At 70.8% G+C, this 19072-nt stretch carries 18 protein-coding genes and 1 pseudogene; 8 read left to right on the top strand and 11 right to left on the bottom strand.

The genetic code is table 11. The features are described 5' to 3' along the window. Positions 1-30: 30 nt before the first annotated feature. The 5 genes from ABZ928_RS50790 to ABZ928_RS50770 all read left to right on the top strand — a co-directional run bounded on the left by ABZ928_RS50790 (position 31) and on the right by ABZ928_RS50770 (position 6059). On the top strand, positions 31-2067 hold the full coding sequence (locus ABZ928_RS50790; protein ID WP_361536150.1) for a bifunctional glycosyltransferase 87/phosphatase PAP2 family protein: 2037 nt from the start codon (positions 31-33) through the stop codon (positions 2065-2067). Further along, positions 2027-2872, top strand: a complete 846-nt coding sequence (locus tag ABZ928_RS50785) for a hypothetical protein (RefSeq protein ID WP_361536148.1) — start codon at positions 2027-2029, stop codon at positions 2870-2872. The genes ABZ928_RS50790 and ABZ928_RS50785 overlap by 41 nt, the downstream gene beginning before the upstream one ends. Before the next feature lie 72 nt (positions 2873-2944). Continuing rightward, a complete protein-coding gene (locus ABZ928_RS50780; RefSeq protein ID WP_361536146.1) occupies positions 2945-4603 on the top strand; it encodes a LuxR C-terminal-related transcriptional regulator in 1659 nt (552 codons plus the stop codon). A 92-nt stretch (positions 4604-4695) separates the two neighbouring features. Beyond that, the gene (locus ABZ928_RS50775) at positions 4696-4899 is read left to right on the top strand and encodes a tetratricopeptide repeat protein (protein WP_361536144.1); all 204 of its coding nucleotides are present in this window, start codon (positions 4696-4698) and stop codon (positions 4897-4899) included. Further along, positions 4896-6059 (top strand): NAD(P)-binding domain-containing protein, encoded by a 1164-nt coding sequence (locus ABZ928_RS50770; protein ID WP_361536142.1) that lies wholly within the window; start codon positions 4896-4898, stop codon positions 6057-6059. Before ABZ928_RS50775 ends, ABZ928_RS50770 begins: the two co-directional genes overlap by 4 nt. Before the next feature lie 104 nt (positions 6060-6163). Here ABZ928_RS50770 and ABZ928_RS50765 read toward each other — a convergent pair whose 3' ends face one another. After that, positions 6164-7402 carry a cytochrome P450 gene (locus ABZ928_RS50765; RefSeq protein WP_361536140.1) on the bottom strand — a complete coding sequence of 413 codons (1239 nt, stop codon included), beginning with the start codon at positions 7400-7402 and terminating at the stop codon, positions 6164-6166. A 237-nt stretch (positions 7403-7639) separates the two neighbouring features. Between ABZ928_RS50765 and ABZ928_RS50760 the strand changes: the two genes are divergently transcribed. Then, complete coding sequence (locus ABZ928_RS50760; protein ID WP_361536138.1) at positions 7640-8809, top strand: steroid 3-ketoacyl-CoA thiolase; 1170 nt, start codon at positions 7640-7642, stop codon at positions 8807-8809. Here the strand turns inward: ABZ928_RS50760 and ABZ928_RS50755 are convergent. Beyond that, complete coding sequence (locus tag ABZ928_RS50755) at positions 8793-9068, bottom strand: DUF397 domain-containing protein (protein ID WP_361536136.1); 276 nt, start codon at positions 9066-9068, stop codon at positions 8793-8795. The genes ABZ928_RS50760 and ABZ928_RS50755 overlap by 17 nt on opposite strands. Further along, the gene (locus tag ABZ928_RS50750) at positions 9049-9876 is read right to left on the bottom strand and encodes a helix-turn-helix transcriptional regulator (protein ID WP_361536134.1); all 828 of its coding nucleotides are present in this window, start codon (positions 9874-9876) and stop codon (positions 9049-9051) included. The genes ABZ928_RS50755 and ABZ928_RS50750 overlap by 20 nt, the downstream gene beginning before the upstream one ends. Positions 9877-9977: 101 nt before the next feature. Between ABZ928_RS50750 and ABZ928_RS50745 the strand changes: the two genes are divergently transcribed. Then, complete coding sequence (locus ABZ928_RS50745) at positions 9978-10367, top strand: ATP-binding protein (RefSeq protein ID WP_361536180.1); 390 nt, start codon at positions 9978-9980, stop codon at positions 10365-10367. 23 nt (positions 10368-10390) lie between these two features. Here the strand turns inward: ABZ928_RS50745 and ABZ928_RS50740 are convergent. Continuing rightward, positions 10391-11263, bottom strand: a pseudogene (locus ABZ928_RS50740) (helix-turn-helix domain-containing protein); the annotation flags it as partial. 203 nt (positions 11264-11466) lie between these two features. After that, the gene (locus ABZ928_RS50735; RefSeq protein ID WP_361536132.1) at positions 11467-12000 is read right to left on the bottom strand and encodes a peptidoglycan-binding protein; all 534 of its coding nucleotides are present in this window, start codon (positions 11998-12000) and stop codon (positions 11467-11469) included. 227 nt (positions 12001-12227) lie between these two features. Here ABZ928_RS50735 and ABZ928_RS50730 point away from each other — a divergent pair, with 227 nt between their 5' ends. Further along, the gene (locus ABZ928_RS50730) at positions 12228-12722 is read left to right on the top strand and encodes a hypothetical protein (RefSeq protein ID WP_361536130.1); all 495 of its coding nucleotides are present in this window, start codon (positions 12228-12230) and stop codon (positions 12720-12722) included. A gap of 213 nt (positions 12723-12935) precedes the next feature. On the opposite strand, the gene ABZ928_RS50725 is transcribed toward ABZ928_RS50730, so the two are convergent. From ABZ928_RS50725 to ABZ928_RS50700, 6 genes are all read right to left on the bottom strand, one after another. After that, positions 12936-13634, bottom strand: a complete 699-nt coding sequence (locus tag ABZ928_RS50725) for a YoaK family protein (protein WP_361536128.1) — start codon at positions 13632-13634, stop codon at positions 12936-12938. 221 nt (positions 13635-13855) lie between these two features. Then, positions 13856-14275, bottom strand: a complete 420-nt coding sequence (locus tag ABZ928_RS50720; protein ID WP_361536126.1) for a transglycosylase SLT domain-containing protein — start codon at positions 14273-14275, stop codon at positions 13856-13858. A 296-nt stretch (positions 14276-14571) separates the two neighbouring features. Beyond that, a complete protein-coding gene (locus tag ABZ928_RS50715; RefSeq protein WP_361536178.1) occupies positions 14572-15402 on the bottom strand; it encodes an ECF transporter S component in 831 nt (276 codons plus the stop codon). Between the two features lie 59 nt (positions 15403-15461). Continuing rightward, entirely contained in the window at positions 15462-17279 is a 1818-nt protein-coding gene (locus ABZ928_RS50710) for an ATP-binding cassette domain-containing protein (RefSeq protein ID WP_361536124.1), read from the bottom strand. Beyond that, positions 17276-18412 (bottom strand): energy-coupling factor transporter transmembrane component T, encoded by a 1137-nt coding sequence (locus ABZ928_RS50705; RefSeq protein ID WP_361536122.1) that lies wholly within the window; start codon positions 18410-18412, stop codon positions 17276-17278. The genes ABZ928_RS50710 and ABZ928_RS50705 overlap by 4 nt, the downstream gene beginning before the upstream one ends. After that, positions 18405-19064, bottom strand: a complete 660-nt coding sequence (locus ABZ928_RS50700; protein ID WP_361536176.1) for an SCO2322 family protein — start codon at positions 19062-19064, stop codon at positions 18405-18407. The genes ABZ928_RS50705 and ABZ928_RS50700 overlap by 8 nt, the downstream gene beginning before the upstream one ends. Between the last annotated feature and the right edge of the window lie 8 nt (positions 19065-19072).

The following is a 19072-nucleotide window of genomic DNA, read 5'->3' as shown; positions in this document are numbered from 1 at the left end:
GGGACGAACAGGGCGGGAGGCCTGCGAGTCGTGGCGAATGCGGAGCACAGCGGCGGAACGGTCGAGGATTACGGGGCACGGGCGCGCGTGGTCCGCCTCGGGCTGTGGCTGGTCGCCGCGATACTCGCCGTCCGGCAGGTGGCCGTCGTCCTGAGCACCCCCGAGGGGGAGCGGCTGACGGACCTGGAGACCTGGGTCGGCCCCGACGGCGTGCTGCACGTCAACGGCTCGCTCTACGACTCCACCCTGTTCACCGGTACGCCCTTCGGCGGGCTCGTGCTCAAGCCGTTGACACGTGCCGCCGAGCAGGCCCTCGGCTGGGGCTGGACCTTCGGCACGCTGCTCCTGGTCGTCGCCCTCGGCCTCGTCGTCGCGCGCGCCCTGCCGCAGCCGGTGAGCAGACTGACCTCGCTGCTGGCCGCGCCGGTCGCGATCAGCCTCCTGATGCTGTCGCTGCCGGTCCGCAACACGCTGTACCTGGGCCAGACGAGCATCATGCCGGTGCTGCTGGTGTTGCTGGGCTGCTTCGTCGTCCGTGGGGAACGGGCGAGCGGTGCCCTGATCGGCGTCGCCGCCGCGCTCCAGCCGACGATCCTGCTGTTCGCGCCGCTGCTGTGGTTCACGGGCCGCCGCCGGGCGGCGCTCTCGACGGGCGTGACGTTCGCCGTGTGCACGGCGCTCGCGTGGGCGGCGATGCCGCACGACTCGTACACGTACTGGGTGCACCACGTGGCGGGCACCGGCCTCGGCGGCGCGGCCGACGACCTCGCCAACCAGTCGCTGCACGGCCTGCTGCTGCGGGCCGGGCTGTCGGGGCCGCTGGAGATCGGGCTCTTCCTGCTGCTGGGCGCGGTGGTCGCGGTCGACGCCGTACGCCGGGCGGTCCGTTACGCCCGCGACGGCCAGCTGCTGCTCGCGGTGGCGGTCACCGGCTGCGCGGCGATCCTGATCTCGCCGACGGCCTGGCAGCACCAGCTGCTGTGGGTGCTGCTCGCGGTGGTCGGGCGGGTCGGGAAGCGGGCGTCGGACCGGTATGTGTGGCCGGTCGCGGTGGTCCTCGTGATGACCCTCCCGGCGAAGATGATCTTCCCGAACATGTCGGTCCTGGACCCCCTGCGCGACAACGTCGTCCTGCTGGCGGCACTGGCGGCGGCGACAGTGATCCCGTTCCTGCCGCGGACCTCGGCGCACTACCAGACCCCGATCCCCACGCGGTACGCCGCCCCGGTCCCCGCCCGCTTCCGCCGCGTACCGCTCCTGCCGTTCCTCAAGCGGGTACTGACCCGCCCGAACCTGTTGCTGGAGCTGCTGCTGATCCGGGTCACGTACGCGGCGTACCAGCAGGTGCGGCTGGCGGCGACGGGCGGGAGCAACGCGGAGGGCAGGGCGAGGGCGGAGGCACACGGCGCGCAGATCCTCGACCTCGAACGCTGGCTCCACATCGACATCGAACACTGGGCGAACCATGCGATCGTCAAGGTCGACTGGGCCAGGAACTTCTTCGACTTCTACTACGAATCCTTCCACTTCGTAGTCCCCCTGACGGTCCTGGCGGTCCTGTACTGGCGCCGCCCGGCCGACTACCGCTGGGCGAGAGCGTCCCTCGGCCTGACCACCCTCCTCGCCCTGCTCGGCTTCTGGCTCTACCCCCTGGCCCCGCCCCGCCTCATGCCCTCCCTCGGCATGATCGACACGGTCCACGGCGTCCAGGACTTCACCAAGCCGGACTACGGCACCCTGACCCACCTGACGAACCAGTACGCGGCAATGCCCTCCCTCCACTTCGGCTGGTCCCTGTGGTGCGGCCTGGTCATCGCGATCGTCGCCCCGCGGTGGTGGATGAAGGGACTCGGGCTGCTGCATCCCCTGTTCACGGTGACGGCGATCGTGGTGACGGGGAACCACTGGGTGCTGGACGCGGTGGGTGGGGCGGGGGTTGTGGGCGCGGGGTTCGGGCTGGCATATCTGTTCCAGGGGCCGCGGGCGCGGAGTGCGGGGGCGGCGCAGGGGGCGAAGGAGTCCAGGGATGAGCGAACCGTCGGTGCCGTCGGGGAGGGAGTTCGTTGAGCAGGTGGGGGAGATCTACGAGGAAGTAGCCGCCCGGATCGGGCTGGAGGGGCCGAGCGAGGCAGAGGGCGACGTTCCGACCTTGATCTATTCCGGTCAGGGCGTGGAGTACCACACGTCGTACGAGGACCTGGACTCCGGGAAATGGGTCGGCTGTGTGGTGGAGGTCAATACCGACGACGATCGGTTCACGATGCCGGTGGACCGCCTCGCCGCCGCTCTCGGGGTGGGCGGGAAGCGCGTTTCGCACAGGGCGCGAAGCCTGAAGGAGTTGCGGAAGACGCTGCGCGCGCAGGCGGCGTACGTGGAGCTTGCGCATCCTTTCCTGGCCGGCGGAGATGCCGGCGAAGTGATGCGGAGCGCCAAGGCCACGCAGTGGGGCAAGAAGGGGTGGGTCGACGAGCTGTCGGCCTGGCTGGTGGAGCGCGGGTACGAGCGGGTCGACGAGGAACTGGACGGGGACTTCGGCAATGTCCGGATCCGGTTCAGGGGCGCTCACTGCGATGTGGAGGTCGGCAGGGACCGGTTCCAGTGGTACGTCACCATCGCGCCGCACGGTGAGGAGCCCAGTGGCTGGCTGCCCAGCGTCTGGCAGCACTACCTGGACGGCACCCCGCCCGACCCTGACGGTGACAACTCGCTGCGGAGTCAGATCGCCTTCGTGTACGCGAGGCTGGGAGAGGCCGAGACGGCTTCGGAACGTGATGCCGGGATCAGGGAGCGGCTCGGCGAGATCAACAGCGAGATCATCAGGATGAGCCTGGGGCTGGACGAGAACTGGCAGCGGCCTCAACCGGAGCGGTGAGCCCCCGCGCCGAGCCCCCTCGCGCCGGATGACAGCCCAGCCCCGCCGCGGTGCAATGGTGGCGGAGGCGCCATGGAGTGGGACGCGGAGTTGGTGAAGGGGCGGGAGGCCGGGCGGCGGCGGGCGTGGGCGGAGGCCTACGCGCTGCTGAGTGGGGTGGATGCCGTGCGGCCGCTCGGGGCGGGGGATGTCGAGGCGCTGGCCGAGGCCGCGGACATGCTGGGGCGGTGTGATGACGCCGTGCTGCTGCTGCGGCGGGCCTTCACCGCCTACGCCGAGGCCGGGGACGTCGGGTCCGCGCTCCGGTGTGCGTACTGGCTCTGCAAGGGGCTCGCCTGGGGCGGGGAGGTCGTGCAGTCCGGGGCCTGGCTGGCGCGGGCCCGACGGCTGGCCGCCACGGACCCCGGATGCCAGGAGTACGGGTATCTGCTGCTGCTCGACGCCGAACTGCATTTCCGGGCCGGTGAGCCGGCGGAGATGCTCGGCGTCGCGCGGCGACTGGGGGATGCCGTCAGCGCCGGGGCCGGGGGCGATCCCGATCTCCTCGTCGGTACGGCCATGACCCTCGGGCTCGCCCTCGTCAGCAACGGGGAGCCCGCCGCCGGGCTCGCCCAGCTGGACGAGGCCATGGTCGCCGTCGCCGACGGGGAGCCGTCCGCGCGGGCGATCGGGATGACGTACTGCGTGGTCATCGGCACCTGCCAGGAAATGCAGGAACTGCGCCGCGCCCAGGAGTGGAGCAAGGCGCTCGCCGCCTGGTGCGCGGCCCAGCCGGACTTCAGCGGCGCGTATCGCGGGCTGTGCCGGGTGCACCGGGCCGTGCTGCTCCAGCTCGGCGGGGAGTGGCCCGACGCCGTCCACGAGGCGCGGCTCGCCTGTGCGCAGCTCACCGCCGGGTACGGGGAGGGGGCGGCGGGCAGCGCCTTCTACCAGCTCGGCGAGTTGCATCGGCTGCGGGGCGAGTACGCCGAGGCGGAACAGGCCTATCGCGACACCCTGCGGTACGGGTGGGACACCCAGCCGGGGCTCGCGCTGCTGAGGCTGGCCCAGGGACGGCGGGAGGCGGCCGCGGCGGCGATCCGGCGGGCGCTGGCGGAGACGGGCGAGCCGATGCGGAGGGCGAGGCTGCTGCCGGGGGCGGTGGAGATCCTGCTGGCCGATACCGGTACGCCTTCCGACGACCTCGCCGAAGCGGCCCGTGCCGTCGATGAACTCGCCTCCATCGCCGAGGACTTCGGCGTCTCCGCCCTCCGCGCCATGACCGGCCAGGCCCGTGGAGCCGTCCTGCTCGCCCAGGGCGCGAGCGGGGAGGCGCTCGGTGTGCTGCGGGATGCCGGGCGGGTCTGGCGCGAGCTCGACGTGCCCTACGAGGCCGCGCGGGTCGGGGTGCTCGTCGCGCTCGCCTGTCGGGCGCTCGGGGACGAGGACTGTGCCGTGCTGGAGCTGGACGCGGCCCGTACGGCCTTCGAGCGGCTCGGGGCCCAGCCCGATGTGCTGCGCGTCGAGGGGCTCAGCGGCAACCGGCGGTCCCTGCTCTCCCCACGCGAACTCGACGTCGTACGGCTCATCGCCCAAGGCCGTACCAATCACGCCATCGCCGCCGAACTCGTCCTCAGCGAGAAGACCGTCGCCCGGCACATCAGCAACATCTTCGGCAAGCTCGACGTCGGCTCGCGCACCGCCGTCGCCGCGTACGCCTTCGAGCACGGGCTGGTGCGGCCACCAGGCTGACCTCCGGGCGCGTAGGAATACCCACACCCCCGCCCACGGAATGGGCATTGCTGTCGATGCGCGCCCCCACCCCGCGCGACCAGCATCGAAGCGTGTCCGACCACGCGCCGCTCCGGCAACAGGTACGGGCGGCCCGGCTCAGGTTCGCCGACAGTGCCACGGAACTAGGCACGCTGCTGCGGCTGCGCGGCGACCACACCGAGGCCGAGCGGCTGCTGCGGCAGGCCGTGGAGATCTACGAGGCCGAACGCCGGACACGGACCGCACTCCCGCACGGCACCGAGGAGCCGGCATGAACACCGAAGCCATGGAAAGCACCGAAAGCACCGAAAGCATCGAAAGCATCGACACCGTCGTCATCGGCGGGGGACAGGCCGGACTCGCCACCGGCTACCACCTCGCCCGCACCGGACGGCCGTTCGTGATCCTGGAGGCGGGTGAGCGGATCGGGGACTGCTGGCGCCAACGCTGGGACTCGCTACGGCTGTTCAGTCCCGCCAAGTTCGACGGCCTGCCGGGGCTGCCGTATCCCGGGCCCGCGTGGGGGTTCCCGACCCGCGACGAGTTCGCCGACTACCTCCAGGCATACGCCGCTTGGGCGGAACTCCCGGTACGGACCGGCGTCCGGGTGCGGCGACTGTCGTACGACGGTCAGCGGTACGTCGTCGAGACGGAGGGCGGGGTGAGGTACCTGGCCGCGAATGTCGTCGTCGCCGCAGGGTACGACCGGCTGGCCAAGACGCCCCCGTACGCCGGTCAACTCAACTCCGCCATACGCCAGTTGCACGCCGTTGAGTACCGCAACCCCGGCCAGCTTCCCGACGGGCCCGTCCTGGTCGTCGGCGCCGGGAACTCGGGTGCCGACATCGCCATGGAGCTGGCCGCCACGCGTCGGGTGCTGCTCTCCGGGCCGCATCCCGGGCAGATCCCGTGGCGGATCGAGCGGAGGGCGGCGCGGCTGCTGACGCCGGTGCTGTTCTTCCTCTTCCGGCACGTTCTGACGGTCCGTACGCCGATGGGGCGCAAGGTGCGGCCGAAGGTTCTCGCGCACAGTGCGCCGCTGATCCGGGTGAAGGGGAAGGATCTGGCGGCGGCGGGGGTCGAGCGGGTGGCCCGTACGACCGGGGTGCGGGGCGGGGTTCCCGAGCTCGGCGATGGTCAACTGGCGGAGGTGGCGGGCGTGGTGTGGTGCACGGGGTTCGCGCCGGACGTGTCGTGGATCGATCTGCCCGGGGTGTTCGACGCGGACGGGGAACCGGCGCAGCGGCGTGGAGTCGTGGACGGGCAGCCGGGGTTGTACTTCGTCGGGCGGCTGTTCCAGTACGCGCTGGCCTCGTCGATGATCCAAGGGGTGGGCCGGGACGCGGAGTTCGTGGCGCGGCACATCGCGGCGAGGAACGTGCCCGAGCCGAAGAAGGTGACGCTGGGCCTCGGGGGAGGCAGGAGCAGGGCGTAGGGATGGGGGCGCTCCCTGCCTCCCCCGGGGACCTGGACGGGCCGGCGGCGCCGGGAAGCCACCGGCCCGAGTACGGGCTCGACCCACGGGCTCGGCCCTGGGGGTCAGTCCACGCTCACCTGAAGTTCCTTCACGCCGTTGATCCACGCGGAGCGCAGCCGGCGGGGGTCGCCCGTGAGGTGGAGGCCGGGCATGGCGTCGGCGATGGCGTTGAAGATGAGGTTGATCTCCAGGACGGCGAGGGACTTGCCGAGGCAGAAGTGGGGGCCGCCGCCACCGAAGCCGAGGTGGGGGTTGGGGTCGCGGGTGATGTCGAAGGCGCCGGGGTTGTCGAAGACGTCGGGGTCGTGATTGGCCGAGGCGTAGAAGATCCCGACCCGGTCGCCCTGTTTGATCTTCTTGCCGCCCAACTCCGTGTCCTGAGTGGCCGTTCGCTGGAAGGAGACGACGGGGGTCGCCCAGCGGACGATCTCCTCGGCCGTCGTAGCGGGCCGCTCGCGCTTGAACAGCTCCCACTGCTCCGGGTGGGTGAGGAACGCGTGCATGCCGTGGCTGATGGCGTTGCGGGTCGTCTCGTTGCCCGCGACCGCGAGGGCGAGCACGAACATGCCGAACTCGTCCGAGGCGAGGTTGCCTTCGTCCTCGGCCGCGACCAGCGTCGTCACGATGTCCTTCGCCGGGCACTTCTTGCGTTCGGCGGCCATGTTCATGGCGTAGGCGATGACCTCCATCGCCGCTTCCTGGCCGACCTCCTCCGTGATGGCGTACTCGGGATCGTCGTAGGAGATCATCCGGTTCGACCACTCGAAGATCTTGAGGCGGTCCTCCTGGGGGATGCCGATCAGTTCGGCGATGGCCTGGAGGGGGAGTTCGCAGGCGACCTGGGTGACGAAGTCGAAGGAGCCGTCGTGGGAGGAGAGGGCCGTCTCGACGATGGAGTGGGCGCGGGCGCGGAGGGTGTCCTCCAGGGCACGGATCGAGCGCGGGGTGAAACCGCGCTGCACGATCTGGCGGACCCGGGTGTGCTCGGGCGGGTCCATGTTGAGGATGATCAGCCGCTGGGCGTCGATGGCGTCGCGCTCGATGTGCTCGTTGAAGCGGATGATCGCGGTGTTGAGCATGGAGGAGAAGATCTCCGGGTGCGTGGAGACGTACTTGACGTCCTCGTGCCGGGTGACGGCCCAGTAGCCCTCGTCCTGGAACCCGGCGATGTTGCCCGCCTGGGGGATCCAGCGGACCGGTTCCACGCGGCGGAGCGCGGCGAACTCCGGTAGTGGTACGCGCTGTTGCAGCATGTCAGGGTCGGTGAAGTCGAACCCGTCGGGGAGCGCTGGACAGGTCATGGGGCAGCTCCAGCCGTGTTCCAGCCGTATTCCGGCAGTCTTCTGACGGTCCATCAGTTCGTGCCGTGAACGTAGTAACGGGTTCTAGAAGTAGCAAGAGGCGTGCACGACTCTTGCGGTGATGGACTCCGTGTCAGCAGACTGCACATGGAACTAGAACACGTACTAGTTCCGCGTGGCGGGCCGGGCCGGGACGCCCCCGCGCCGCGCGGGTACGGAGGAGAGGAACTCCCCACCATGGCCGCGGAACCCGTGATAGTCGAAGCCGTACGCACCCCCATCGGCAGGCGCGGCGGCGCGCTCGCCAACCTCCACCCCGCCTACCTGCTGGGCGAGACCTACCGTGAACTCCTCGGCCGCACCGGCATCCCCGCCGACTGCGTCGAGCAGATCGTCGGCGGCACGGTGACCCACGCCGGCGAACAGTCCATGAACCCCGCGCGCACGGCCTGGCTGACCATGGGCCTGCCCTACGAGACGGCGGCGACGACCGTCGACTGCCAGTGCGGCTCCTCCCAGCAGGCCTCGCACATGACGGCCAACCTCGTCGCGGCGGGCGTCATCGACGTCGGCATCTCCTGCGGGGTCGAGGCGATGTCACGGGTGCCGCTGGGGTCGGGGTCGAAGCACGGACCGGGGAAGCCGTTCCCGGACGAGTGGAACGTGGATCTGCCGAACCAGTTCGAGGCGGCGGAGCGGATCGCCCGCCATCGGGGGCTGACGAGGGAGAACGTCGACTCGCTGGGGCTCATCTCGCAGGAACGGGCCGCCGTCGCCTGGAGCGAGGAGCGGTTCAAGAGGGAGACGTTCGCCGTACAGGTCCCGACCACGGAGGACGAACAGCGTGCCGGACAGGGCATGTGGCGGCTCGTCGACCGGGACGAAGGGCTGCGCGACACGTCCATGGAGGCGCTGGCCGGCCTGAAGCCGGTCATGCCGACCGCCATCCACACGGCGGGCAACTCGTCCCAGATCAGCGACGGGGCGTCGGCCATCATGTGGGCGTCGAAACGGATGGCGCGGGCGCTGAAGCTGAGGCCCCGGGCGCGGATAGTCGCCCAGGCGCTCGTCGGCGCCGACCCGCACTTCCACCTCGACGGGCCGATCGACGCGACGAAGGCGGTGCTGGGTAAGGCGGGGATGTCCTTGAGGGACATCGACCTCGTCGAGATCAACGAGGCCTTCGCGTCCGTTGTGTTGAGCTGGGCGCAGGTCTTCGAGCAGGACCTGGAGAAGGTGAACGTGAATGGGGGTGCGATCGCGCTGGGACACCCGGTGGGGGCGACGGGGGCGCGGCTCATCACCACCGCTCTTCATGAACTGGAGCGCACCGACAAGGAGTTCGCCCTGGTGACGATGTGCGCGGGGGGCGGACTCGCCACCGGCACGATCATTCAGCGCTTGTAGGGCTTGTAGCGCTTGCAGACGTCCAGTTGAGGAAGGTGACGAACGCGGCGGGGTCGAGGGTCAGGATCGGGCCCGCCGGGTTCTTGGAGTCGCGGATGGCGATGGAAGGGCAGGGGGCTTCGGCGACTTCGAGGCAATCACCGCCCTGGTCGCCGCTGTGTGTGGACTTGCGCCAGGTGAGGAGGCCGAGCGGCGCGCATTCGACGCACGAGCCGCCCTGGTCGCCGCTGTAGCTCGACTTACGCCACTTGCTCTCCATAGCGGTCCTCCATCACGCGCCGGATCAGCTCCGCCGAGTCCTTGAGGGATAGAGCGGCGGCCCGGAGATGATCGTAACGGAGTGAGCAGTCCTTGACGGTGTCCGGATTCGCGGTCGGATGCCCGACGCCGTATCCCTCGGTGTAGACGATGGTCGGGTCGCTCGCGAATCGGAAGAGGTCGAACGGGCCTTGCAGGCCTGCGTGCACCCCGGCCGTGAACGGCAGGATCTGGATGTTGAGCCGGGGGTTGTCCTCGAAGGCCAACAGCTGTGTCAGTTGGCCTCGCATGGTGTCGCGGTTGCCGATCTCCTGGTACAACGCGGCCTCGCTGATGACGGCCCACAGGATCGGAGGTTCAGCCTTCTCGAAGATGCGCTGGCGAGCGAGCCGCACGGCGGTGCGGTCGTCCAGGTTGGTCCGGTCCAGCGCGCCGAGCACGGCGCGAGCGTAGGCCTTGGTCTGCAGGAGGCCGTGCATCAGGTGCGTGTGGAAGGTGCACATCTCGACGGCCCGCGCCTCAAGTTCGGCCACCTGCTGGAACCAGGCCGGGAGTTGACTGCGCAGCACCAGCTCGACGAGCCGGGACAGTAACCCGTCCGTCCCCAACGCCACATCCACCCGCTCGCTGAACTCCAGCGTCGGCACCTTCCTCGCCGTCTCGATCTGCCCCACCAGCGACGCGGTGTAGTTGATGATGTCCCCGAGCTGCTTCTGCGTCAGCCCCGCCGCCTCCCGCAAACGCCGCAGCTCGAAGCCGTAGTAGTCGAGCGGTGAGGCTCCCGGGTCAAGGACGTTGATGTGCGTCACGAACTGCCCCCACTCCAGAACGGGTTGTATCCGGCCTGTAGCCCAGGGTAGTTCCGCCAGGTCAGGCTCGTACCGTGAACGCATACTTTCCCCCCACCCTCATGTTCCCCGCCGTCACCCAGTACCGCATGCGCCTCACGGTCGGCGAACACTCCGCCCGGCACATCCGCCGCATCGTCCGCTCGCTGCTGGCCGAGTGGGAACTGGCCGAGCTGACCGACGCCGTGGAATTGGGCGTGACCGAGCTGGTCGCCAACGTCGTACGGCATGTTCCGGATCGGAGGTGCGAGGTGGTCGTGCTGAGAACGGCGGGGGTCCGGGTGGAGGTGGCCGACGGATGCCCTCAACTTCCCTCCGTTCCGGAGGGGTTGGTGCCGGAGGCGGAGAGCGGGCGGGGGCTCGTGCTGGTGGGCGCGGTGGCCGACAAGTGGGGTGTGGAGAGCAGGGGGAGGAGCGGGAAGGTGGTGTGGTTCGAGTGCGGTACCGCGTGACGGCGTGAGGCGGCCCGGTACTCGCTCGGTGTCATCCCGGTCGCCGTGCGGAAGGCGCGGGTGAAGTCGGCCGCGTGCGGATAGCCCCAGCGCGCCCCGATCCGGTGGATCGCCAGGGTGTCGAGGGCGGGGTCGGCCAGATCGTGACGGCATCGGTCGAGGCGCTGTTGCCGGACGTACGACGTCACCGTGGTCCCGTGCCGCTGGAAGAGCCGCTGGAGGGAGCGCGGGGAGGTCTGGTGGGCGGCGGCGATGAGGGTGGGGGTCAGGTCCGGCGCCGACAGGTGGGTCTGGATGAAGGACGCGACGCGCAGGAACAGGGTGTTCTCGCGGGCCTCGACAGGCACCGCGGTCTCCCGGTCCAGGCGCTGGCCCGCCAGGGTCGCCACCAGGTCGATGGCGAGGGTGCCCAACCGGGTCAGGTCCGGTGCGGTGTAGTCGCGGTGCTCTCTCGCCAGTTCCGTCATGAGGACGGCGAGCAGACGGCCGGTGCCGGTGCGGCCGGACAGGGGCGTCGCCAGGAGCGGGAGGAGGCGCTCGGCGGGGCCGGGCAGGAGCCTGCGGGGGAACTGGAGCAGCAGGGAGGTCGACCTGCCGGGGTGTTTGTGCATGGTGCCGTTGAACGGGTGCGAGCTGTCGTACAGCACCAGGTCCCCGGGGCCGACCCAGGCCGTTCTCCTGTTCTGTTCGACCGCCCGCTGTCCGGTGCGGACGAGGCTCAGATGGCAGATCTCGGGGTCGGACTGCCGTATCAGGCGCGGGGTGCGCCGGGCCCGAAGGGTGGTGTGCGAGAGCTCGGACAGGTCCGCGGCGCCGAGTGAGAGGGCGCGGAGGCGGCCGGCGAAGGGGCCCTGGTCCGGTAGCTCGAAGGTGGTCGGCATACGGGAGAGCCCCACCAACTCGCGGAACCTCTCGGCCCGTTCGGTCGGTCTCAGACCCGTGCTGTCGTACGTCGTGATCACGAACGCCCCCCGTCACGGGCCCGTTCAGGCCGCGCGGAGCTGATTGTGAGTCACCGTTCAGGGAGGGCACAGCCGTCTTCTTGGCCAACTTGCGGCCGCCCGCGTCACGTTGGGCGCGGACGGCCCGCCGCTGGCTGTCAGCAGGTGTTGTAGTCGTAGCCGGCGATACGGGCGCTGCCGCCGCCGTCGTAGAAGTGGTAGCGGCCGTCGCTGTCACGGCTGATGTTGGCGTAGCGGCCGCTCGTTCCGAGGTACCGGTCGACGGCGCCGTCGTTGTCGGTGTCCTGGAGGTAGGCGTCGGCCAGCCCCCAGGTTTCCTTACCGGCGATGCCGTCGGCGTTGCTCGACCCGAGGAAGTCGATTTGCCAGTCTATGGTCGCGTTATAGGTGTCTGTGCCGAAGATGCCGTCGATCTGTGAGGCTTCGAGGCGATGGTCGGCCCACAGGATCTTCTGCCACAGGCAAGTCGCGTTGGACGACGTGTTGTAGCTGGTGGACACGATGCCCTCGTCGCCCCAGTCGTCACCGAAGACACCCGCCCCGTAGACGTACGCCCGCCCGCTGTACGTCCCGCTCGCCGCCGCCGGGGACGTGCTCAGCGCGAGGGCGGCCGCGGTCAGCGCGCCTACCGTGCACGCGACGAGCTTGCCCCGTGTCATACGTGAACTCATGTCGCTCCCTGGGTTGTTGGGACCTGACGTGTGGGGAAGGTTCGCAGCCGTGGGGCGGGCGGGTCGTTGGGCTGGAACGACAGGGTGTTGGCATGGAGCGCCAGGGATGAGGCGGCGGGCGAGGAGAGGAGGAGGGCGGGACAAGTGGTACGCCGAGTGGTTCACCGATGAGTTTCGCCCGCCGCCGACGTCATCCCTCTGTCAGACGCGAGGAGGAGGTGTCCGTCATGGGCGGCGGAGCGGAAGCCTTGGAGAGGCTGGGCGTGCTGGTGGGGGAGTGGGAGGTCGAGGCCGACCTTCCCGGGGCGGAGGCGGGGCCGGCCGCGCGGTGTGTGTTCTCGTGGGAACTGGACGGGCGGTTCCTTGTCCAGCGCACCCGGATACCTGTTCCCGGGGCGCCGGACAGCATGGCGGTCATCGCCGTGGACCCGGAGTCAGGGGCGTACACATACCACTACTTCGACACACGCGGGGTCGTGCGGACGTACGCGATGACCTTCGACGGTGAGGAGTGGCTGCTGCTGCGGGAGACGGCGGACTTCTCGCCGCTCGCCTTCCGGCAGCGGTTCATCGGACGGGTCGAGGGCGAGGTGATCCGGGGGGCCTGGGAGATGGCGAAGAGCGCATCGGCGAAGAGCGCATCGGCGGAGTCGGCCTCGGCCTCGGTCGAGTCGGTGGATTGGGAGCGGGACTTCGGGCTGACCTTTCGGAGGGCCCGGTGAGCGGGCGGGGTGGGGTCGCCCGGGGCATCGTCGACGCGAACCGGTACCTGGTGCCGGCCACCGCCGACGCGGATGGGCGGCCGTGGAGTGCGCCGGTCCACTTCGCGCACGAGGGGTACCGGGAGTTCTTCTGGGTCTCCTCGCCGGACGGCATGGGGGACGGGGCTGATTCCGGTCGATCTGGTGCAGTCGATCTGGTGTAGGTGCCCTCTCCTACTCCCTTCCCGACGCCACCCCCGCCAGCACCCCCACCACCACCGCCGTGACCAGCAACGGCACCCCCAGCCCATGGTCACCCACCAGCCACGCCCCCAACGCTGCACCCGCGACCATCGCGACGACAGCGCCCGTACGGCGGTGACGGCGCGGGCCGGGGCCGTCGGACGCGAGGCCCGTCAGGGTCATGGTCAGGACGGTGGTCGTGAGGTCGGGTACGCCCAGTTTGCGCACGGTCGCGTTGCGCAACCCCATCGCGAAGGCCGTGACCGCGATGAGCGCGTACACGGTGGCCGTGGCGTCCGGCGCGGCGAACGCGACCACCGCGGACCCGCCCAGCAGCAGCGCCTCCGCGGCGAGCGTGACACGGGCCCAGGTACGGCGGGAGCCACCCCCGAGGCGTACCGCGATCCGCCCGCCCACCCCCGCGCCCACCACGAACGCCCCCAGCGAGGTCAGCGTGTGCGCCAACGAGAACCCTGGCGCCCCGGCCGCCGCGAAGCCCAGTACGACGACGTTGCCGGTCATGTTGGCGGTGAAGACGTGCCCGAGCCCGAGATAGCTCACCGCGTCGATCAGCCCGCTCACCACGGTCAGTACCAGCAACACGGGGACGAGACGCACACCGCGGGCTTCGGGGCCGTACGGTGGGGGTGGTGGTGGCGGCTGGGGCTGCGGCTGCGGCTGGGTGCTCATGGATCGCCATGGTGGACGGGCTGGGGGTGGCCGGGGGAGGGCCGGGAGGGTGATTGGCAGATCTGTTCCGCGTTGGGCCGTGCCCACCTGCGGGTTTGCCGCCCGGGGGTGGAACGGATCTGCCAATCACCGGGCGGGCTACCGGGGGCGGCTGCCGTACGACGAAGGCGGCGACCCCCGATCGGGGTCGCCGCCTTTCTGTGGTGCTCGGGGCAGTCGGCTCAGTACCAGCCGTTCGCCTGCCAGAAGGCCCAGGCGCCGGTCGGGCTGCCGTAGCGGGCGTTCATGTAGTCGAGGCCCCACTCGATCTGCGTCTCGGCGCTGGTCTTCCAGTCCGAGCCGGCGGAGGCCATCTTGGAGCCGGGCAGGGCCTGGACCAGGCCGTACGCGCCGGAAGAGGCGTTGGTGGCGTCGACGTCCCAGCCGCTCTCGTGCTCGACGATCTTGCTGAAGGCGTTGTACTGAGCGGTGTTCGGGATCATCTTCTGCGCGATGGCCTTGGCCTCGGCGGCGGAGTCGGTGGTGGCCGCCTGAGCGGGCGCCGCGGTCAGCACCAGGCCGGCGGTGGCGGCGGCCATCGCGACGGTGGTGAGGGCCTTCTTGGGGGAGGCGATGCGGCGAACGATGCGGGAGACGGACACGGAGAACCTTTTCTTCGGGGACAGGTGCGTCGCCTGCATGTCGGGCGGATCGGAAGGTTCCGAGTGTCCGGGTCATGCGTCGGCGCCGAGGCCCGTGGGGCTCGTCGGCGCCGTGCGACGTCATCCAGAGAAACAGGCTTGGAGGGCGTCCGCAATGACCCCTTTTGCTAGTTGTGGTCGTATGTGGGGGTGGCGTGGTCGGTGTGAGCTGGCTCTCAATGTGCAGGTCAGGGGCTGTTATGGCATGAGCATGGCGTCCGAAATGCACTACTAGGGTATATAGTGAGTGATGTGGGTCATGTGGGACGGTTCACCGGTCGGCGAGGCTCGAAAGTGACCGCGGTCTCGAACGCCGCCCGCCGGGTGGCTCTGCGTAGCGCCCTGAGCACGGCCGGGCCGAGGAGGAAGGTCAGGACGACCGTGCACAGGGCCCGGCCCAGGTCCCAGCCCATCGAGGTGGCCAGACAGTAGACGACGAAACGGGCCAGGTTGGCGGGGGCCGGGTCGTCCGGGTCGAAGGCGATGTTCGAGGTGCTCTGCTGCATGAACGGCCAGCCGGCGAGGTTGGTGAGCGTGCCGTACGCGAACGCGGCGACGAAGCCGTAGCCCGCCAGCAGCGCCAGCTCCGCCCGGCCGCGCAGGCGCCGCGACCCCGGCAGCAGGCCCGCGCCCATCGCGAACCAGCCCATCGCCAGCATCTGGAACGGCATCCACGGCCCCACCCCGCCCGTCAGCAGCGCGGACGCGAACATCGACACCGAGCCGAGGACGAAACCGAAGCCCGGGCCGAGGACCCTTCCGCTGAGCAGCATCAGGAAGAACATCGGTTCGATACCGGCGGTCCCCGCGCCCAGCGGGCGCAGCGCCGCGCCCGTCGCCGCGAGGACGCCCAGCATCGCCACCGCCTTCGGGCCCAGGCCCGACTCGGAGATCGTCGCCGCGAGGACCAGTACGAGGAGCACGAGCAGGCCGGCGAAGAGCCAGGGCGCGTCCTGGGAGTGGGCGTTGGCCGCGGACTTCGGCGGGGCGAGGAAGGGCCAGCCGAGGGCGCCTACGCCGACTGCGCTGACCAGGAGCAGGGCGGTTATGGAGCGGGGGCCGAGGTGGATGACCTTCGGGGCCTTCATGGACCGCGTGGACTGCATCGACTGCATCGACTCCATCGACTTCATCGACTTCATCGACTTCATGCGAGGGCCTCCTTCACCTGTGCCACCGTGAGCCACTTCTGTGGGGCGAGGATCTTGCTGACCTGCGGGGCGAAGGAGGGGGAGGTCACGACGATGTCCGCCGCCGGGCCGTCCGCGATCACTTTGCCCTCGGCGAGGAGGACGACCCTGTGGGCGAGCTCGGCGGCCAGTTCCACGTCGTGCGTCGCCAGGACGATGGCGTGGCCCTCGGTGGCGAGCTGTCGGAGGTGGGTGACGAGTCTCGCCTTCGCCGCGTAGTCCAGGCCTCGGGTGGGTTCGTCGAGGAGGAGCAGGGGTGGGCGGGCGGTGAGTACGACGGCGAGGGCGAGGGCGAGGCGCTGGCCCTCGGAGAGGTCCCGGGGGTGGGTGTCGTCCGGTACGTCCGGGAGGAGGTCGTCGACGAGGGCTCGGCAGGTGCCGGGGGGTGCGGTGGCGTCTGCGTCGGCTGCCTCGCACTCCGCCGCGACGGTGTCGGTGTAGAGGAGGTCGCGGGGTTCCTGGGGGACCAGGCCTACGTGGTGGACGAGGTCTCGGGGTGGGGTGCGGTGGGGGACGGCTCCGCCGGTGCGGACCTTTCCTGTGGTGGGTTCCAGGAGGCCTACGAGGGTGTTGAGGAGGGTGGATTTTCCGGCGCCGTTGCGGCCCATGAGGGCGATGGTTTCGCCGGGGGAGATGGTGAGGGTGATGTTGTGGAGGGCGCGGGTCTGGGAGCGGTGGAGGGAGAGGGCGTGGACTTCGGCGGGGGGAGGGGTGGGGGGATGGGCGGAGGTGGTGGGGGTGGTGGACCTGGTGGGGGTGAGCCTGCGGAACCAGTTGCGGCGGGTGGGGGCTGGGCGGGGGTGGGTCGCGCGGCCCGGCGCTTGCGGGGTGCCGTCTGCGCCCACCCGTGCCGCCCCAGCGGCACGATTGCCCGCAGACGGCGGCGTCTTGGCGGTGCGGCTGTCCGCGGGCGGCGGTGTCTCGGCGGTGCGGGTGCCCGCGGGGAGCCTCTCGGCGCGCAGTTCCAGCTGCTCCCTCAGGTCTCCCGCCCTCCGCCTCGCGTCCCTCACCGTCAGGGGCAACGGTGACCAGCCCGCCAGTCGTCCCAGGTCCACCACCGGTGGATACACCGGGGATACGGCCATGATGTCGGCCGGGGTGCCCAGTACCGGTGCTGCGCCTCGGGTCGGGAGGAGGGCGAGCTGGTCGGCGTACTGGATTACTCGTTCGAGGCGGTGTTCGGCCATGAGGATGGTGGTGCCGAGGTCGTGGACGAGGCGTTGGAGGACCGCGAGGACTTCTTCCGCGGCGGCGGGGTCCAGGGCGGAGGTGGGTTCGTCGAGGATGAGGGCTCGGGGGTGGGGGGTGAGGACCGAGCCGATGGCCACGCGTTGCTGCTGGCCGCCGGAGAGGGTGGTGAGGGAGCGGTTGCGGAGGTCGGCCAGGCCGAGGAGGTCGAGGGTTTCCTCCACTCGGCGGCGCATCACGGCGGGGGCGAGGCCCAGGGACTCCATGCCGTAGGCGAGTTCCTCCTCGACCGTGTCCGTCACGAAGTGGGAGAGGGGGTCCTGGCCCACCGTGCCTACGACGTCGGCGAGTTCGCGGGGTTTGTGGGTGCGGGTGTCGCGGCCGGCGACGGTGACGCGGCCTCGGAGGGTGCCGCCCGTGAAGTGTGGGACCAGGCCGCTTACGGTGTTGAGGATCGTCGACTTTCCCGTGCCCGACGGGCCTGCCAGGAGGACGAGTTCGCCCTCCGGGACCTCGAAGTCCACGCCCTGGACGGCGGGTTCGGGGGCTCCTTCGTAGGTGACGGAGACGTCTTCGAAGCGGATCACGACGGCTCCTTGTGAGGGGCGAGGAGGGCGGGGAGCAGGCCTACGAGGATCGCCGCCGCGGGCCAGAGGGGGAGGGTGGGGGCGGTGAGGGGGATCACGCCAGGGTTGAGGGCCGCGGCTGGGGCCTGGGTGGCTGCCACTGCCAGTGCGACCGCCACCGTCGCGCCGGACGCGGCGACCAGGCACGCGCGCGTGGTCCAGCGGTCCGGGCGGTAGCGGGTGCGCGGGGTGCGGCGGCCACCCAGGCGGAGCCCTGCCAGGGCCGCGGTCAGGCCGGTGAGGAGGACCGGGAGACCGTACGTGCCGCCGTCGGCGGTGAGCAGGCCGTACGTTCCCGCGCAGACGCCCAGCAGGCCGCCGAGGGTGAGTGCGGTCGTCGTACGGCGGACACGGGGAGGGACGTCGGCGGTGCGGCCGTATCCGCGCGCGTCCATCGCGGCGGCGAGGGCCACGGAGCGTTCCAACGCGCCCTCCAGGACCGGGAGGGCGACCTGGAGGAGTCCGCGGAGGCCGGAGTCCGGGCGGCCGCGGAGGCGACGGGCGGCGCGGAGACGCTGGACGTCGGCGATCAGGCTCGGTGCGAAGGTCATCGCGACGACCACCGCGACGCCCATCTCGTACAGGGCGCCCGGGAGGGACTTGAGGAGGCGGCTGGGGCTTGCGAGGGCGTTCGCCGCGCCTACGCAGATCAGGAGGGTGGCGAGTTTCAGGCCGTCGTAGAACGCGAACGTGAGGGTCTCCGCGGTCACCTTGCCGCCCAGGCGGATGCCCTGTGCCCAGTCGGGGAGGGGGAGTTCGGGGAGGGTGAGGAGTACGTGGGTGCCGGGGAGGGGGGAACCGAGAAAGGTGGTGAAGGCGAGGCGGATGAGGAGGACGGCCAGGGCGAGTTTGACGAACGCGGTGTAGGAGCGGGACCAGGGGGTGTTGGGGCGGCAGGTTGTCACGACATACGCGGAGGTGGTGATGAGGAGGGTCAGGAGGAGGGGGTTGGTGGTGCGGGTGGCGGCGGTGCCGAGGCCGAGGGACCAGAGCCACCAGGCGCCGGGGTGGAGTTGGGGGGTGGGGCGGTGGTGACTGTGGGGCGGGTCACTGGGTGCCCTGTGCTGTGGCTGGGCGCAGCCAGGCCTATGCATCGCGGCGCCGCCGCCTCGCCTGCCACACCGCCGCCCCGCCCAGCACCGTCACCACCGCCACCCCCGCGAACAGTCCCATCGACGGGCCGCTGCCCCCGGAGTCCTTCTCCTTCTTCCGCTCCTCCGTGGACGTCGGCTTCTCCCCTCCCGCGACCTGCTCCCCGCACCCCGTCTCCGGATACCCCGCGATGGCGCACAGGAGGGCGTTCGTGTCGTACCGGAGGGGTTTCGCGACCGTTGCCAGGGCCTCGGCCGTGGTCGCGTTCTCGGCGACGACCGCGCAGGCCGTACGGGCCGTCGGAGGGGTCTCGCCGTTCGGGGCGTCCGAGGGCGTGCCGAAGTCGATGAGCAGGGCCACTCGCTTGCTGCCCGACCCGGGCGCCGGGGTCTTCGCGCAGATCGTCGCGAAGTCCGCCGTACCGCGGGGCGTGGACGCGTCGGCGGAGTCCGCGCTGACGGCGAACCGGAAGCCTTGGACGTCGCCGTCGGAGGGGACGGCGGTGGCGGGGCCCTGGGTGGCGTAGGTCCAGGCGGTGCCGGTGCGGTCCCAGAAGGACCAGTAGCGGTAGCCGGTGGCCTGGGCGGACGCGGGGGCGAGGGCCGCGAGGAGGAACGCGGCGAGGAGGAGGGCGGCGGCGCGGCGGGGGGTCACGGAGGTCA

It is taken from the genome of Streptomyces sp. NPDC046909 (assembly GCF_040644695.1).
Lineage (GTDB): Bacteria > Actinomycetota > Actinomycetes > Streptomycetales > Streptomycetaceae > Streptomyces.
The sequence above is the reverse complement of the archived record's forward strand: the minus strand, read 5'-3'. Positions and strand labels throughout refer to the sequence as shown.

What these genes read in the sequence shown, in the direction of transcription:
- ABZ928_RS50715 (WP_361536178.1), bottom strand. Translation starts at nt 15,402, where the DNA reads ATGAAGGCCCCGAAGGTCATCCACCTCGGCCCCCGCTCCATAACCGCC.
- ABZ928_RS50765 (WP_361536140.1), bottom strand. Translation starts at nt 7,402, where the DNA reads ATGACCTGTCCAGCGCTCCCCGACGGGTTCGACTTCACCGACCCTGAC.
- ABZ928_RS50725 (WP_361536128.1), bottom strand. Translation starts at nt 13,634, where the DNA reads ATGAGCACCCAGCCGCAGCCGCAGCCCCAGCCGCCACCACCACCCCCA.
- ABZ928_RS50785 (WP_361536148.1), top strand. Translation starts at nt 2,027, where the DNA reads ATGAGCGAACCGTCGGTGCCGTCGGGGAGGGAGTTCGTTGAGCAGGTG.
- ABZ928_RS50730 (WP_361536130.1), top strand. Translation starts at nt 12,228, where the DNA reads ATGGGCGGCGGAGCGGAAGCCTTGGAGAGGCTGGGCGTGCTGGTGGGG.
- ABZ928_RS50705 (WP_361536122.1), bottom strand. Translation starts at nt 18,412, where the DNA reads ATGCATAGGCCTGGCTGCGCCCAGCCACAGCACAGGGCACCCAGTGAC.
- ABZ928_RS50760 (WP_361536138.1), top strand. Translation starts at nt 7,640, where the DNA reads ATGGCCGCGGAACCCGTGATAGTCGAAGCCGTACGCACCCCCATCGGC.
- ABZ928_RS50745 (WP_361536180.1), top strand. Translation starts at nt 9,978, where the DNA reads ATGTTCCCCGCCGTCACCCAGTACCGCATGCGCCTCACGGTCGGCGAA.
- ABZ928_RS50755 (WP_361536136.1), bottom strand. Translation starts at nt 9,068, where the DNA reads ATGGAGAGCAAGTGGCGTAAGTCGAGCTACAGCGGCGACCAGGGCGGC.
- ABZ928_RS50780 (WP_361536146.1), top strand. Translation starts at nt 2,945, where the DNA reads ATGGAGTGGGACGCGGAGTTGGTGAAGGGGCGGGAGGCCGGGCGGCGG.
- ABZ928_RS50770 (WP_361536142.1), top strand. Translation starts at nt 4,896, where the DNA reads ATGAACACCGAAGCCATGGAAAGCACCGAAAGCACCGAAAGCATCGAA.
- ABZ928_RS50735 (WP_361536132.1), bottom strand. Translation starts at nt 12,000, where the DNA reads ATGAGTTCACGTATGACACGGGGCAAGCTCGTCGCGTGCACGGTAGGC.